Annotated in this window: 16 protein-coding genes; 4 read left to right on the forward strand and 12 right to left on the reverse strand. The window is 30.5% G+C overall.

The window, feature by feature from the left end; translation table 11 throughout:
* Positions 1–76 precede the first annotated feature (76 nt).
* Positions 77–559, reverse strand: a complete 483-nt coding sequence (locus AABJ49_RS05025) for a DUF1456 family protein (RefSeq protein ID WP_338376592.1) — start codon at positions 557–559, stop codon at positions 77–79.
* Between the two features lie 41 nt (positions 560–600).
* Positions 601–1,386: an alpha/beta hydrolase-fold protein gene (locus AABJ49_RS05030; protein ID WP_338376594.1), complete on the reverse strand. Its 786-nt coding sequence runs from the start codon at positions 1,384–1,386 to the stop codon at positions 601–603.
* Positions 1,387–1,433: 47 nt separating this feature from the next.
* Here AABJ49_RS05030 and AABJ49_RS05035 point away from each other — a divergent pair, with 47 nt between their 5' ends.
* Positions 1,434–1,835 (forward strand): TerB family tellurite resistance protein, encoded by a 402-nt coding sequence (locus tag AABJ49_RS05035; protein ID WP_338376596.1) that lies wholly within the window; start codon positions 1,434–1,436, stop codon positions 1,833–1,835.
* A 4-nt stretch (positions 1,836–1,839) separates the two neighbouring features.
* On the opposite strand, the gene AABJ49_RS05040 is transcribed toward AABJ49_RS05035, so the two are convergent.
* Positions 1,840–2,307: a DUF4375 domain-containing protein gene (locus AABJ49_RS05040; protein ID WP_338376598.1), complete on the reverse strand. Its 468-nt coding sequence runs from the start codon at positions 2,305–2,307 to the stop codon at positions 1,840–1,842.
* A gap of 244 nt (positions 2,308–2,551) precedes the next feature.
* Here AABJ49_RS05040 and AABJ49_RS05045 point away from each other — a divergent pair, with 244 nt between their 5' ends.
* Positions 2,552–2,986, forward strand: a complete 435-nt coding sequence (locus AABJ49_RS05045; RefSeq protein WP_338376600.1) for an Hsp20/alpha crystallin family protein — start codon at positions 2,552–2,554, stop codon at positions 2,984–2,986.
* A 51-nt stretch (positions 2,987–3,037) separates the two neighbouring features.
* Here AABJ49_RS05045 and uvrB read toward each other — a convergent pair whose 3' ends face one another.
* From uvrB to AABJ49_RS05065, 4 genes are read right to left on the reverse strand one after another with little or no spacing between them, the layout of a single operon-like run.
* Positions 3,038–5,026: an excinuclease ABC subunit UvrB gene (gene uvrB / locus AABJ49_RS05050; RefSeq protein ID WP_338376602.1), complete on the reverse strand. Its 1,989-nt coding sequence runs from the start codon at positions 5,024–5,026 to the stop codon at positions 3,038–3,040.
* Positions 5,027–5,060: 34 nt separating this feature from the next.
* Positions 5,061–5,723 (reverse strand): thiamine diphosphokinase, encoded by a 663-nt coding sequence (locus tag AABJ49_RS05055; protein WP_338376604.1) that lies wholly within the window; start codon positions 5,721–5,723, stop codon positions 5,061–5,063.
* A 41-nt stretch (positions 5,724–5,764) separates the two neighbouring features.
* On the reverse strand, positions 5,765–6,601 hold the full coding sequence (locus AABJ49_RS05060; RefSeq protein WP_338376606.1) for a DUF4249 domain-containing protein: 837 nt from the start codon (positions 6,599–6,601) through the stop codon (positions 5,765–5,767).
* 3 nt (positions 6,602–6,604) lie between these two features.
* The gene (locus AABJ49_RS05065) at positions 6,605–8,977 is read right to left on the reverse strand and encodes a TonB-dependent receptor (RefSeq protein WP_338376608.1); all 2,373 of its coding nucleotides are present in this window, start codon (positions 8,975–8,977) and stop codon (positions 6,605–6,607) included.
* A 114-nt stretch (positions 8,978–9,091) separates the two neighbouring features.
* Here AABJ49_RS05065 and AABJ49_RS05070 point away from each other — a divergent pair, with 114 nt between their 5' ends.
* Positions 9,092–9,802 carry a hypothetical protein gene (locus tag AABJ49_RS05070; protein ID WP_338376610.1) on the forward strand — a complete coding sequence of 237 codons (711 nt, stop codon included), beginning with the start codon at positions 9,092–9,094 and terminating at the stop codon, positions 9,800–9,802.
* Positions 9,803–9,876: 74 nt separating this feature from the next.
* Here the strand turns inward: AABJ49_RS05070 and AABJ49_RS05075 are convergent, their stop codons facing one another.
* The 5 genes from AABJ49_RS05075 to AABJ49_RS05095 all read right to left on the reverse strand — a co-directional run bounded on the left by AABJ49_RS05075 (position 9,877) and on the right by AABJ49_RS05095 (position 15,365).
* A complete protein-coding gene (locus AABJ49_RS05075; RefSeq protein WP_338376612.1) occupies positions 9,877–12,099 on the reverse strand; it encodes an NADP-dependent isocitrate dehydrogenase in 2,223 nt (740 codons plus the stop codon).
* Between the two features lie 392 nt (positions 12,100–12,491).
* Complete coding sequence (rplS, locus tag AABJ49_RS05080; protein WP_338376614.1) at positions 12,492–12,848, reverse strand: 50S ribosomal protein L19; 357 nt, start codon at positions 12,846–12,848, stop codon at positions 12,492–12,494.
* Positions 12,849–13,002: 154 nt separating this feature from the next.
* A complete protein-coding gene (gene trmD / locus AABJ49_RS05085; protein ID WP_338376616.1) occupies positions 13,003–13,677 on the reverse strand; it encodes a tRNA (guanosine(37)-N1)-methyltransferase TrmD in 675 nt (224 codons plus the stop codon).
* Positions 13,678–13,774: 97 nt separating this feature from the next.
* The gene (locus AABJ49_RS05090; protein ID WP_338376617.1) at positions 13,775–14,572 is read right to left on the reverse strand and encodes a class I SAM-dependent methyltransferase; all 798 of its coding nucleotides are present in this window, start codon (positions 14,570–14,572) and stop codon (positions 13,775–13,777) included.
* A gap of 73 nt (positions 14,573–14,645) precedes the next feature.
* Positions 14,646–15,365 (reverse strand): 3-ketoacyl-ACP reductase, encoded by a 720-nt coding sequence (locus AABJ49_RS05095; RefSeq protein ID WP_338376619.1) that lies wholly within the window; start codon positions 15,363–15,365, stop codon positions 14,646–14,648.
* Positions 15,366–15,538: 173 nt separating this feature from the next.
* On the opposite strand from AABJ49_RS05095, the gene AABJ49_RS05100 reads away from it, so the two are divergent.
* Entirely contained in the window at positions 15,539–16,471 is a 933-nt protein-coding gene (locus tag AABJ49_RS05100; protein WP_338376621.1) for a peptidylprolyl isomerase, read from the forward strand.
* The last annotated feature ends 68 nt before the right edge of the window (positions 16,472–16,539 follow it).

Consider the following 16,539-nt stretch of genomic DNA (forward strand, 5'->3'; position numbering starts at 1 on the left):
TTGTAAGTAATTGTAAATATATAAAAAATCCCATCAGTTAATTCTGATAGGATTAAATATTTTATTGAAAAGCTACTTATTTCTTCTTTGGTTTTCCGTTGTTAAATTTAACTTTTTCAACTACTTGTACCTTTTTTGGTTTTGCGTCTCTAGATTTTGAGTTAGAAGCTGGTTTCTTTTTAGCATCCGTTTTTGGTTTGTCGTCAAATTTCTTTTTTGGAAACTCTTTTACAAATGGTTTTTTGGCAACAGGTTTCTTTGCTGCTGGTTTTTCTCCAGTGGATAAATCTATTTTAGAATTGGCTATTTTAGTTAATTCTTCGCTAGCATTTTTAGGGTTTTCTTTGGTACCACGAAGTTTAATTACCAAAGCATTCAGGAAGTTACGTAGCAATTGATCACCACATTCCATATAACTGGGATGGTCTTCTTTTCTAAAAATATTTCCCAATTCACCTTTTGAAACTCTAAAATCTACTAATTCTAAAATTTCAACTATTTGGTCGTCTCTTAATTGAAGAGCAACACGTAGCTTTTTAAATATATCGTTGTTTGTCATTTTATTTTGGGTAATGGGTTAATGATAATAGGTAATGGGTTTTAAAAAAGCCAAAGATACGCTTTTGCAAATTCCTTTGCCCATAAATTTTCATTATGTTTTCCGTCTTTGACCACTTTCATTTTTGTTAAGTGTAAGCAATCGCAACGTTTTTCTCTAATTAAGTTTTCCATTTTTTCCATATCAGCTACCATATTTTCACTTTCGCTGTCACCACACATGAAATAGATTTTGGTGTTTATCTTTTTAATATTTTCCATCAGTTTATAAATTTCATCAGAAAACCAAAAAGAAGGAGAGAAGCAACCTACTTTTCCAAAAACTTTTGGATATTTTAAGCCAGCATAAAAAGAAACTAATCCACCAAGCGAACTTCCCATTATGGCAGTATTGCTTTTATTTGATTTTGTTCGATACGTTTTATCTACATAGGGTTTCAAATTCGAAACTATAAAATCTAGATACAAATCGGCTTTTCCACCACCAAATTTTTCGTTTTTATAAGGTGTAAGTTCTTCTAATCGTTTGTTGTTTCCATGTTCAATACCAATTACAATGACATTAGCTTTTAAACTGTCTAAGGTTTCGTCAACGTGCCATTCACCAGCATAAGATCTTTTGGCATCAAACAAATTTTGGGCATCATGCATGTAAATCACAGGATATTTTTTGTTTGAACTTTCATAATCTAAAGGCAAATAGACATAAATTTTTTTAATGGTATCTAATTGTGGTACTTCAATTTCAAATGTAGTATAGCGATCTTGAGCTAAAATTTGGGCTAAACCCAAAAAAAATGTTAAAATAAATAGAACACTGTTTTTCATTTTTGCTTATATTTGAATTTGAAATCTTTAATAAAAGTAGCATTTTGATGGAAACTTATCAAGAGAAAATTAGTTTATTGCAAGAAATGATTGCCTTTGCATTGGTTGATGGACAATTACACGATAGAGAATATGACTTTATTGAAATGGTGGCTCAAGAACTAGAAATTGATAAGGGAACGATGTTAAAATTGTATGATAAACAACCTACTAAGACTATTATTAAAGATGAGTTTAGCCGAATTTGTCAATTTTATAGAATAGCATTATTAATGCACGTTGATGGTGTTTTACACGAAAATGAACACAAAAAAATTAATGAAATTGGTATTAATATGGGGTTGAATCCTTATGCTATGAAACGTGTTTTGCATTTAATGAAAAAATCTCCTACAAGAATGATTGATGGAGAAGTTTTAATGGCTGCTTTTCAGTCACAGTTGAATTAGTTAATTAAAAAGATTCTTTATTTTCCTTAATAAACGCAACAATTAAAGTCACAATATCTTCTTCTTGCTCATCTTCAAAAAACAATTCGTCTAAATCTTCCCAACCAGAGAAAGCTTTCTCGTCCATTTTGGCTAATTGTTTGCTTCTTTCGTCAATATCGTCTTTGTAGTCACCTTTTGGAAATAAACTTAATGCTTTTTCAATTAACAATGCTGTTTTTGGAGCATTTATGGCTTTGTAAGCTTCTTTTATTTCTAGAGCAAAATTGCCAGCATCGTTACTAAAAAAGTAATTGAAACCACCTTCATTCATAGCAGCTTCAAAGACATCTACATAAACAAAAGTACGTTCACAATCGTTTAGTAAAGTAAAATCATCTGATTCGTTTTTCTTGCTCCAAATGTTGGTTCCAACAGCTTCGATGATTTCGATTTCGTCGGTTAATTGCAGTATTTCGTTTATGTTTTTCATTTTTCTAAGACTATTTTTTGCAAAAGTAAAGCAATATTCATTTTAAAAAGAATTTGGATGCATTAAAATTTAATAATAGAGATATGTGACTGAAAATTAGACAGTTAAAATTTAGTTAAAACAGTCATTTTTGCATAAAAAAGTTTTGTAAAAATGTCAAATTGACTTGATTTTTACAATGGTATTTAATTTGAATATATTGAATCAAATAATAAAAATGTTTAATCTTAAAAAATTTAATACTATGAACTTAGTTAAAAAAAATCCAAGCAATTTATTTCCAGCGATTATGGAAGAATTTTTTAAACCTGATTATTTTGGTGGAGTTCAAACCTTTGCCTCGAACGTTCCATCCGTAAATATCAAAGAAACTGAAACGCAATTCCAAATAGAATTGGCTGCTCCAGGTTTGAAAAAAGAAAATTTCAACATTGAATTAGATAACGAAACATTGTCTATTTCAAGTGAAATCAAAACCGAAAAAGAAGAGAACAATGAAAAAGAGCTTTACACCAGAAAAGAGTTCAGTTATAGTTCTTTCAAACGTTCTTTTACGTTACCTAAAACGGTAAATGCAGAAAATATTGAAGCCAATTATGAAAATGGTGTTTTGGTATTAACTTTACCAAAAAGGGAAGAGGCTTTACCAAAACCAAAAAGATTGATTGCAATAAATTAATTTGATTGAAGTTAATTGTTTGAAAACGCAACTTTTTATGGTTGCGTTTTTTTATATTTTATCTTGTAAAGCTTTGATTTCATCTCTTAATCGTGCTGCCACCATAAAATCCAATTCTTTGGCTGCTTTTTCCATCGCTTTTCTTTTTTCGCGGATTTTCTTTTCTATTTCTGGTTTGGATAAGTATTCACTTTCTGGTTCTGCTGCTTTTAATTCAATGTTTTCATAGTATTGTGAAGATACTGAATTTTTATTCAAAGCATTTCCTAAACTTTTATTTAAAGCTTTTGGTTTTAAACCATGTTCTTTGTTGTATGCCATTTGCTTTTCTCTACGATAGGTAGTTTCATCTATCGTTTTTTGCATACTATTTGTAATTTTATCAGCATACATAATAGCCTTTCCGTTTACATTACGAGCAGCTCGACCAACAGTTTGTGTTAACGAACGGTGACTTCTTAAAAAACCTTCCTTATCAGCATCTAAAATAGCAACTAACGAAACTTCAGGTAAATCTAAACCTTCACGCAATAAATTCACACCAATTAGCACATCAAATAAACCTTTTCGCAAATCTTGCATGATTTCAACACGTTCCAAAGTATCAACATCAGAATGAATATATCTACAACGAATCGCGACTTTTGTCAAGTATTTCGTTAATTCTTCAGCCATTCTTTTGGTTAAAGTTGTAACCAAAACACGTTCGTCTACTTCACATCTTTGTTGAATTTCTTCGATTAAATCGTCAATTTGATTCAAACTTGGACGAATTTCGATAATTGGATCTAATAAGCCTGTGGGACGAATGACTTGTTCTACATAAACACCTTCACACTTTTGCAATTCATAATCAGCTGGTGTTGCCGAAACATAAATAACTTGATTTTGTAATCCTTCAAATTCTTCAAACTTTAACGGACGATTGTCCATCGCAGCTGGTAATCTGAAACCATATTCTACTAAATTTTCTTTTCGACTTCTATCACCACCATACATGGCATGCACTTGCGAAATGGTAACGTGACTTTCATCAACAACCATTAAAAAATCATCTGGAAAATAATCTAACAAGCAGAAAGGTCTTGTACCAGGTAATCTTCCATCTAAATATCTTGAGTAATTTTCAATTCCTGAACAATAGCCTAATTCTCGAATCATTTCTAAATCGAAATTGGTTCGTTCTTCTAATCTTTTGGCTTCCAAATGCTTTCCGATTTCACGAAAATATTCAACTTGTTTCACCATATCTTGTTGGATTTCCCAAATGGCTCCATTTAGTACATCAGGTGAAGTCACAAACATATTGGCTGGATAAATGTTTAGTTTATCATACTTTTCAATAACTTTAGAATCTCTGGCATCAAATGCTTCAATTTCTTCGATTTCATCTCCAAAAAAGTGAATTCTGAACGGATCATCAGCATAACTTGGAAAAACTTCAACAGTATCACCTTTTATTCTGAATGTTCCTGGTGTGAATTCCATTTCTGTTCGAGAATATAAACTTTGCACCAATTGATGTAATAATTTCGTTCTAGAAATCACCTGATCTTTTTCAACGGTAACAATATTTTTCTGAAACTCAACCGGATTTCCAATTCCGTATAAACAAGAAACAGATGAAATCACAATGATATCTCTACGACCAGAAAGTAGGGCAGAAGTAGTGCTTAAACGAAGTTTTTCTAGCTCTTCATTGATAGATAAATCTTTTTCAATATAAGTTCCAGTTACTGGAATAAAGGCTTCTGGTTGATAATAATCATAGTAAGATACAAAGTATTGCACCGAATTTTCAGGAAAAAACTGTTTGAATTCTGAATATAATTGAGCCGCTAAAGTTTTATTATGTGCTAAAACTAAGGTAGGTTTTTGAACTTCTTGAACAACATTGGCAACCGTAAATGTTTTTCCAGAACCTGTTACACCTAATAAAGTTTGGTATTTTTCACCATTGATAATTCCTTTTGAAAGTTTTTCAATGGCTTGAGGTTGATCTCCAGTAGGTTTGTAATCAGATACGACTTTGAATTTCATTTAGTATTGTAGCTTTAATTGCAAAGTTACAAAATCAATCCCAACATTCCATCAATAATAAATCACCTGATTTGTGTGTAATTTTTACAATTCCATCTTCAGCTACATGATTACTACTTCCAGTTTTGTAACCAATGGTTAATGATAAATTGTTTAAAGGATAAAATAGGTTAGTAGAATGAATATCAGTAACTTCACCAATTGGAATTAATGATATTACACTTTCTTTTGGATACCATTTTTCAAATTTTGAAGGCAATAAAAATATTTTTGAATGATCATCTAAAATCACAATCTTCAGTAAATCTCTATATCGAACAATATTTGTAATGTTTGTAATTGTATGGTCTGCTCGTTTTCCGGTTGCCCAAATTACATTTACTGCTTTATGATTTTTCTCAATTAAATAATCAAAAGCTTTTTCTAAATCGGTTTTATCTTGATTTGGTGTGTGAACAATTTCTATTGGATATTGACTTTCTTTGTATTTTGAAACATCAAAACCTCTGTCAAAATCACCTAATAAGACATCAATTTTAATACCTAATTCTAAAACACGTTCAATAGCTGAATCTAGAACGATTACCAAAGGTGACCATTCTAAAAGTTGACCTAATAATTCTTCACTACAAGCAGCACCATTAGCAATAATTAAAGCAGGTTCTTGGTCATCTCGAACTATATGATGTGAAGACATTAGATTTTAGATTGAAGATTAACGATTGTAGATTTTTGAAGTTATTGAATTATATAAGTTTTTGTATCAATTTCGGATAAACTAAAATAACCAAAAGCAAAGTTATCCGAATTAGTTTGATTTACAAAATTTCCTCTAACTGTTGCTGGTGGTGTATTAAAAGGACTTCCACCATTTCCACCTGATATACCTAATAATACATTTAAGTAATTATAATAACGTTCTGAAATTCCATGTAGTGTAAATGTTAAAACATCTGATGGTTTCATATCTTCATTTGTATATAATCCAAACATTTGATTGCCTTGAAAAAATTCGTCATTAGTTACATCATATTCAGGTAATAAACTGAAATTAGAATTAAATTGAATCAAATAGAAATCATTTGTTAAACCATTGTCTTGATAAAAGAATTTTACTTCTATTTCATCACCTAAAAAACCACCTTCATCATCTTGCTGTACTGTATCTATAGTTGGAACAGCCTTAAGTTTTTCTGTAGCTATATATGTTTCACCATTGGCAATTACTGTTAGTACATAAGTTTCATTAATAATAGGATTAAAATTTCCGCATATATATTCTCCAGTTCCAGGATTTTCAATAAAATTATATGTATTTGATGAATCTGTAATGAAAACAGTTGCACCAGAAACTAAAGGGATTACATTTGAGTAATAATCAGTGGTTGTACTTAATTTTATTTTTTGTTCATTTCCATTAGTTCCTTTTTTCCAAAGAATTGAAGCTTCAATCACTAAATTAGGATTTGCAGTATCTAAATCAACATCTACAACGTCTTCACAGCTAACAAAACTTAAAGCCATAAGCACTAATAGAATTATAAAAGTTGTTACTTTATATATAAATTTGACCATGATTTAAAATTTAAAATTATACGTTACACTTGGAACAATTCCAAAAATTGATAATCGAACAGCTTCATTGTTTCCAGAATCTTGATTTTGTCTAAAACTAATTGATGCTGCATTTTTTCTACTGTAAAGGTTATATATTCCAAAGACCCATTCTCCTTTTATTTTCTTATCAGCATTATTTCTTGGTGTCATTGTAGCTGAAATATCTAATCTGTGATAGGTAGGAAGATTGTTAGCATTTCGTGTATTAAAACTCGGGACTGTTATTCCTAAATATTGATATTGACCATTTGGATAAGTTACCGGTTGACCAGTTTGTAAACTAAAGATACTACCAAAACTCCATTTATCATTTAATTCATAAATTCCAGTGACTGATAAATTATGCGTTTTGTCCCAACCCGTTTTGTACCAATTACCGTTATTTATTCCAATTTCATCAGCAGTTCTTCCTGGAGTTTGTTGTTCTGAACGCGATAAAGTATAAGAAATCCAACCACTTAATTTTCCTTCATTTTTTTTAGCCAAAATTTCTAAACCATAAGCTCTTGACTTTCCTGCTAAAACAACTTGTTCAATAGCATTATTCGCAATCAAATCGGCTCCATCAATATAATCTAAACGATTTTTGATGTCTTTGTAAAAGGATTCTACTTCTAAAGTGTATTTTCCATTAGCAAAATTTCTAAAATAACCAATGGCATATTGATCTAATATTTGAGGTTTTAAAAAATCATCACTAGGAGCCCAAACATCTAATGGAGTAGGAGATTGAGTATTTGATATCAAATGTAAGTATTGAGTCATTCTATTATAACTCATTTTTATAGATTGTTTATAATCGATAGAATACGATAAAGCTATTCTAGGTTCAAGATTGTCAAAGCTTGCTATGGTTTCGTTAGAACCATATTTTTTTGTTCCAATTGGAGTTGCTTTTTCGTAAATTTTTAAATCTGAGTCATAATTTACAGCTTGATTATTTTCATAAACATTGATTTCTTGACTTCCTAATCGGTAAAACATACTATATCTTAATCCATAATTTACAGATAATTTTTCAGAAATAGTTTGTTCTGCATCAATATAAAGTGCTGGTTCAAATGCATACTTTTTGTCTAATTGATCAGGATTAATTCCTGAGTTAGAATCGGTTGGTTCAATTTTCCCTGGATTGAAATCGTAATAAACGGTATTAATTCCGTAAGTTAATTTAGTTTTATCTGTTAAATAATGCTTGAAATCATATTTAAAATTATAGTTTTTGATACCACTGTCCCAATTAAATCCAATAAAATCTAAAGTCAAGCCATAATAGTAATCACTATAAATTAAAGATGCGTTTGAAAATAATTTATCATTGAACAGGTGATTCCATCTGAAGTTTAAAACACTATTTCCATAAGTATTTACAAAACTTTCATTTAGACTAAAAACATCTCTTCCAAAATAGCCTGAAAGATATAAATTGTTATTTTCGTTTACTTTATAACTTAGTTTGGTATTCAAATCATAAAAATAAGCTGAATTTAGGTTGTCCGTCAATTTTAAAAATAAATGGGCATACGAACTTCTTCCACCAATTAAAAACGAACCCTTGTCTTTAACGATTGGTCCTTCAGCTAAAATGCGACTTGAAATTAAACCAATTCCACCATTTACATGAAACTCTTTACTGTTTCCTTCTTTTTGATAAATATCTAAAACTGAAGCAACTCTTCCACCAAAACGCGCAGGAATTCCACCTTTATATAGCTTTAAGTCTTTAATAGCATCTGCATTAAAAACAGAGAAAAAACCAAATAAATGTGATGAATTATAGATAGTTGCTTCATCCAATAAAATTAAATTTTGATCAACAGCTCCACCACGAACATTAAAACCAGATTGTCCTTCACCAGCATTTGTTACACCTGGTAAAGTCAAGATTGATTTCAAAATATCAACTTCACCTAAAATTACGGGTAACTTCTTTATGGTACTAACGGCTAATTTGTTAACACTCATTTCAGTACTTTTAATGTTGATTTTATTTGGATTATCAACTAAAACAACCTCTTGTAAAACTTCTTCACTTTCTATAATAGAAAAATTATTTTTTATGTTTTGATTTAAATCAATGGTTGTTTTAACTTCTTTAAAACCCAGATAACTTATTTTTACAGTATAAGTACCTTCAGGAAGTGTAATGGAATAAAAACCATATTCATTGGTTGACGTACCCGTTTTTAATTCTTCTATTATTACGGAAACTCCAATCAAAGTTTCATTTGATTTTTCATCTGAAATAACACCACTTAATGTGAATTTATCTTGTGAATATGAAAATATACTTACTAATAAAAGAAATAATAAAAAAACTCGTCTAATTAACATGGCATAGATTTTGAGTTACAAATTTGCTAATATTATTCTAATTTATTCTTTATCAAATGTTAATTTGTAGTTAATTGCAGAAATAATTTTTAAATTTACCAAAACAAAAAAAACATGAGAATTGCACTTTTGATAGCTTTTCTATTTTTAATTTCATTTACCACTTTGGCACAAAAAGAAGTTCCAAAAAAAACAGGTGAATTGAAGTTAGAAAATTATAAATTGCCTACTATTGATGAAACTCCTAAAGTTGAAGAACCACAAGTAACTATCGGTTATAAAAGTATTTTAACTAAAAAGGATGATTCCTATCTTAAAAAATTTACTTTTAAAAAAGAGGATAAAGTACAGCCTATAATGGTTCAAAAAGATAAAGGATATGATTTTGATGAAGATAGAAAAAGTGCTTTAAATAATAAGTTAAAAGAAGCAACGACAGGTAATCAAAGCACGCAATATTTAGGAGAGTTTACTGTAGAAACAAACTTAATAAAAGTAATGTGTAGAGACCATCAAGAACCCGATGGAGATGTAGTTTCTATATTAGTTAATGATGAAGTTGTTGTACAAAGTGTTTATCTAGAATCAGGATATAAAACATTTTTTTTAGCATTAAAAGAAGGTAATAATCATATTGATTTTAGAGCATTAAATCAAGGGACTTCAGGTCCAAATACTGCTGCATTTGTTATCTTTGATGAATTTGGAAAACAAATTGCAGCAAGTCAATGGAATTTAAACACTGGTGTAAAAGCTAGTTTGACTATTATGAATAAGGCTAAAGAAAATGCTGAAGAGAAAAAAGAAACTACTAAAGAAGAATAAATTTAATCAATAATTAATCACAAAAAAACGTCCTAAGAAATTAGGACGTTTTTGTTTATATATGAAATATATTTTTATTTCAATTTAGCTAAAATTCCGTTTAAAGTTGCACTTGGTCGCATAGCTTTATCCGTTAATTCATAATTTGGATGATAATAACCACCAATTTCTTGTGGTTTACCTTGAGCAGCAATTAATTCTTCATTGATTTTAGCTTCATTATCAGTTAATTCAGTAGCAATAGGAGAAAAGATAGCTTTTAATTCAGCATCTTTATCTTGTTTTGCTAGAGCTTGTGCCCAATATAAAGCTAAATAAAAGTGTGAACCTCTATTATCAATGCTTCCTAATTTTCTAGCAGGTGATTTATCATTTTGCAAGAATAATTCTGTTGCTTCATCTAAAGTTTCAGATAAAACTAAAGCTTTTGAATTATTAAAAGTCAAGCCTAAATGTTCATATGAAACACCTAAAGCTAAAAATTCACCTAATGAATCCCAACGTAAATATCCTTCTTCAATAAATTGCTCAATATGTTTTGGAGCTGAACCACCTGCACCAGTTTCAAACAATCCACCACCATTCATTAATGGAACAATAGATAACATTTTTGCTGATGTTCCAACTTCTAAAATTGGAAATAAATCGGTTAAATAATCACGTAAAACATTTCCAGTAACTGAAACTGTATCTAAACCTTTAACAATTCTTTCTAATGAAAATTTAGTCGCGTCAACTGGATTCATGATTCGAATATCCAATCCGTTTGTATCGTGATCTTTTAAGTATAAATTTACTTTTTCTATAATTTGTCTGTCGTGTGCTCTTTTGTCATCTAACCAAAATACAGTAGCTACACCAGTTGCTCTTGCGCGACTTACAGCTAACTTAACCCAGTCTTGAATTGGAGCATCTTTAACTTGACACATTCTAAAAATGTCTCCAGCTTCAACAGCCTGTTCCATGATTACGTTTCCATTTGCATCTTTAACTTTTACAATACCATTTGCACTCATTTGGAACGTTTTGTCATGTGAACCATATTCTTCAGCTTTTTGAGCCATTAAACCAACATTAGGAACACTTCCCATAGTTTTTGGGTCTAATGCACCGTTTTCTTTACAAAAATCTATAGTTGCTTGATAAATTCCAGCATAACATCTGTCTGGAATAATTGCTTTTGTATCTTGAGATTTTCCTTCTTTGTTCCACATTTGTCCTGAGTTACGAATCATTGCAGGCATTGAAGCATCAATAATTACGTCAGAAGGAACGTGTAAGTTTGTAATTCCTTTATCAGAATTTACCATAGCTAAAGCTGGACCATTTTCAATAGCAGCTGTTAAAGCAGCTTCAACTTCAGCTTGTTTTGAGTGACCTGCAATTTTAGCATATACATCACCTAAACCGTTTTTTGTATCAACTCCTAATTCAGCAAATAATTCAGCATATTTTGCAAAAACATCAGCGAAGAAAACTTCTACGAAAGCTCCAAAAATTAAGGGATCAGAAACTTTCATCATTGTAGCTTTTAAGTGCACTGAAAACAAAACTCCTTTTGCTTTTGCATCAGCTACTTGTTCAGCGATGAATTTTTTTAAAGAATTCATATTGATCGCAGAAGAATCAATAATTTCACCAGCTTTTAAAGGAGAGCTTCCTTTTAGTGTAGTTGTTGTTCCTTCAGCACTTTCAAATTCTATAGTAAAACTTCCTGATTCTTTTATAGTAACTGATTTTTCTGAACCATAGAAATCTCCACTTTCCATATGAGAAACATGTGATTTAGAATCTGAAGTCCAAGCACCCATTGAATGTGGATGAGCTTTTGCATAATTTTTAACCGCTTTTGGAGCACGTCTATCCGAGTTTCCTTCACGTAAAACTGGATTTACTGCAGAACCTAACACTTTAGCATACTTAGCTTTTACAGCTATTTCTTCATCGTTGGCAGCCTCTTCAGGAAAACTAGGAATTTTAAATCCTTGAGATTGTAATTCAGCAATTGCTTCTTTCAATTGAGGAACAGAAGCTGAAATATTTGGTAGTTTAATGATGTTAGCTTCTGGTTTTGTAGCTAAATGACCTAATTCAGCTAAAGCATCAGCAATTTTTTGGCCTTCCTCTAAATATTCTGGAAAATTAGATAAAATTCTTCCGGCTAAAGAGATATCTCTTGTTTCTAAATCAATATTTGCAGGTTTTGAAAAAGCTTGAACTATTGGCAAGAAAGAATGAGTTGCCAACATTGGTGCTTCATCGGTAATTGTATAAATAATTTTAGATTTGTTAGACATGAAAAATGTTATTTTAGTTAAGTAATTTTAATTAAATGCTTAAAAACTGTATAGAATTTTAGTTTCAAGCCTCGCAAATATAAGAAATTTGAGTTTATTTTTGGTCTGTTTGACTCGAAATCGTTTGATTTGATAAATTCGTATTTTAAGGATTTAATATTGTGAATTTGATAATTTGAAAGAATTATTTTAATACAAATGCATTTTGTGTTGTAAGTAATTGTGAATGTGAAAGACACAGATTACATAAATTAACACAGAATACTATTATTAATCAGAAATTTGAGAGATAAGTACAAATTAAGATCTGTGTTAATTAGTGAAATTTGTGTAAAAATTACAAAAAAAAAGTCCCAATCGAAATTGAGACTTTAATATGAGAAAATGGGATACTAGTTTTTGTATCTTCTTTCTTTGATTTTTGCTTTCTTACCAGTAAGTTCTCTAAAGTAGAAAATTCTTGCTCTACGAACTTTACCTCTTTGGTTAACTTCAACTTTTTGTAAAGCTGGCATGTTGATAGGGAAGATACGCTCAACTCCTACAGAACCTGACATTTTACGGATTGTGAAAGTTTCCGTTGCTCCAGAACCTCTTCTTTGGATTACTACTCCTTTGAAAAACTGAGTTCTAGTTTTTTCACCCTCTTTAATTTCATAATAAACTGTGATTGTATCACCAGCTGAAAATGCAGGGAAATCTTTTTTGGTTACAAATTCGCTATTAACGAAATCAACTAAATTTGACATAATATTATAAATAACTTGTTGAATCTAAGCAACATACACGTGTTTCGTCAGAGGTTGGTTAAATATGGGTGCAAATGTATAAAAAAAAATCAATAATTAAATCCCAAATCCAAATATTTTTATACTTGGAATTAGGAATTTTTAAATTTGGAATTTATTCCAGTAAATCTGGTCGTCTATTTTTTGTGTGTTCATAGGCTTGTTCTTCTCTCCACTCTTCAATTTTGGCAAAATTTCCGCTTAAAAGCACATCAGGAACTTTCATTCCTTTATAATCTGCAGGTCTAGTATAAATAGGAGGTGAGAGCAAGTTGTCTTGAAAACTATCTGTTAATGCTGAAGTTTCATCGGATAAAACTCCTGGAATTAATCGAATTATAGCATCACAAAAAACAATAGCTCCAATTTCTCCACCAGAAAGTACATAATCTCCAATTGAAATTTCTTTTGTAATATGTAAATCACGAACACGTTGATCTACACCTTTATAATGACCGCATAAAATGATAATGTTTTCATACATTGACATAGAATTTGCCATTTTTTGATTCAATGTCGCACCATCTGGTGTCATGTATATGATTTCATCGTACTCTCTTTGTGATTTTAAATCTAAAATACAATCGTCTATGGGTTGAACGTTCATAACCATTCCGGCACCACCACCATATTGATAATCGTCTACACTTCTTTGCTTGTTGGTTGTATAATCTCTTAAATTATGAAAATGAACTTCTACCAATTCTTTTTCGATAGCTCTTTTCATGATAGAACCTTCAAACGGACTTCTTAGTAAATCTGGTAAAACGGTTATGATGTCAATTCTCATTTTTTTTTGTTTGAAAGTTTTTGAAGTTGCAAAGTTAGCAAGTTTTTTTAGTTTCAGGTTTGTCTGAATATCTAAAATCTGAAAATCCGAAAATCTTTTAAATTTTCCTTCCCATCAAACTATACATCATCGGAATCTTATTTTCCAAATGCTTTATTCTGAATTTATTGGTTTCGAACTCTATGGTTTCATTAAAACAATTGTAATTGGAGTAATCATACTCTCCAAAATGTTCTATTTGTAAACCATTATTCATTAAAGACTGAAAAACTTCTGAAAGGGAATGATTCCAACCAATGTAATCTGTTTTTATGTCTGCATTTTGATCTGCATAAGTTCCAGTATATTCTTCTACGATTGGTTTTTCGTTATGATAATGGTATTGAATTTTGGTGAAATCATCATCAAACATCCAAACTACTGGATGAAACTCTACAAAAACCAATTTTCCATTGGGTTTCAAAAAATGAGAAATTACTTTTGCCCATTTATCTAAATCGGGTAACCAACCAATTGTGCCATAACTGGTGTAAACTATATCAAATTTTTCGTCTAAATGATTAGGAGTTTCATAAACATCACAACAAATGAATTTGGCATCTAAATTAAGTTCTTCATTTAATTGTTTTGCTTTTTCTATGGCTTTATCGGATAAATCAACTCCTGTGCATTTGGCTCCAAGTCTTGCTAAGGAAAGCGTGTCTTGTCCAAAATGGCATTGTAAATGTAAAATGCTTTTTCCTTTTATATCTCCTAAAAGTTCTAAGTCAATTTTTGGAACGGAGTTTTTTCCCAAAAGGAAATCAGAAACGTTATAAAAATCAGAAGCTACATGAATATCGACTTTATTATTCCATGTTTGTTTGTTAACATTTTTATAATTATCAATACTCATATAGCTTTTGTTTTAATTTGGAACAATTTACTTCAAATAAATAAAGTGTCCAAATTAATATGTTTTTTAAAGCTTATGGATTTGTTGACCAAAGTGAAGCTGCTTTTAACATCGCTCTTCTTGGTAATTTTAATCCAGCAACTATTAATTCTGCAAAATCATCTGGTTGTAACACTGAATCTTCTGAGTTTTTATTGGCAATTCCTAATTCAATTGACATGTCTGATGCGATTGTGCTTGGTGTTAAAGTGCAAACTCTAATGTTATTTTTACGGACTTCTTTCATCAATGATTCTGACATTCCGATTACTGCGAATTTAGATGCTGAATAAGCAGAAGTATTTGCATTTCCAGTTAAACCTGCAGTTGATGAAATGTTGAAAATATCTCCTTCATTTTTTTCTATTATATAAGGTAAGACTTCTTTAGTCACAAAATACATTCCCATTACATTCGTTTGGATTATTTCTGACCATTGGTCTACTTTCATATCATTTAAGGAACCGAAAGCTGCAACACCTGCGTTGTTTACTAAGATGTCAACACTTCCGAAATCTGTAATAATTTGTTTTATTCCTTTTTGAACTTCTTCATAAATACCTACATTAAATAGTGCGTAAATTGCGTTTACACCTAATGCTTTTAATTCGGCCACGGTTTCTTGTAAGTTTTTTTCGTTTCTTCCAGTAATAGCAACATCGATTCCTTCTTTGGCAAAGGCTAGGGCAGTTGCTTTTCCAAGTCCTCTGCTTCCTCCTGTAATGATTGCTTTTTTACCTTTTAAGTTTTCCATTTTAATCTTATTTTTATTTTAGGTAAAATTAAGAATTTAATGGAATTTGTATGTCGATATACCCTTAAATTAATTATAAATTACTGCCTTCATTTTAAGAATTTGTTCTGATTTAGAAGTTTTTTATGTCTAATAAAATGACTAATTTTGTCGAATAATTTAAATTCAAAAAAATGCAAGACGGAATTTACGCAAAATTTAATACTACTAAAGGAAGTATTATTGTAAAGTTAACTCATGATAAAACACCTGGAACAGTTGGAAACTTTGTTGGTTTAGCTGAAGGTCAATTAGAAAATAATGTAAAGAAAATGGGTGAACCTTATTATGATGGAATCAAATTTCACAGAGTGATTCCTGATTTTATGATTCAAGCAGGTTGTCCATTAGGAACAGGAACTGGTGATGCTGGTTATAAGTTTGATGATGAATTTCATCCTGAATTAAAGCATGATAAACCAGGAGTTTTATCTATGGCTAATGCTGGACCTGGAACTAATGGTTCTCAATTTTTCATTACACATGTACCTACAAATTGGTTAGATAACAAGCATACTGTTTTTGGACATGTTGTTGAAGGACAAGATGTTGTTGATGCAATTGAGCAAGGAAATACTATCGATTCTTTAGAAATCATAAGAATAGGTGATGAAGCTAAAAACTGGAATGCTATAGAAGCTTTTAGAACATTTGAAGGTTCTCGTGAGAAAAGAATTGCTGAACAAAAAAGAATGGCCGAAGAAGCTATGGAGAAGTTAGCTGCAGGTTTCAATAAAACAGAAAGTGGTTTACGTTACCAAATGATTCAAAAAGGAAATGGAGCTCAAGCTGAAAAAGGTAAAAAAGTTTCAGTTCACTATGAAGGTTCATTAGAAAATGGACAAGTTTTTGATTCATCTTTCAAAAGAAAACAACCTATTGAATTTACATTAGGAATAGGACAAGTAATTTCTGGTTGGGATGAAGGTATTGCTTTATTGAAAGTTGGTGATAAAGCTCGTTTTGTAATTCCTTCTCATTTGGGTTATGGTTCACAAGGTGCTGGAGGAGTTATTCCACCAAATGCAACCTTAATTTTTGATGTTGAATTAATTGACGTTAAGTAGTTTAAAATTAACAGTTAGATTAGAACTAATAGATAATTACAAAGAAATCCTGAAGAGTTAAATTTTCG

Source organism: uncultured Flavobacterium sp. (assembly GCF_963922255.1).
Classification (GTDB): Bacteria; Bacteroidota; Bacteroidia; order Flavobacteriales; family Flavobacteriaceae; genus Flavobacterium.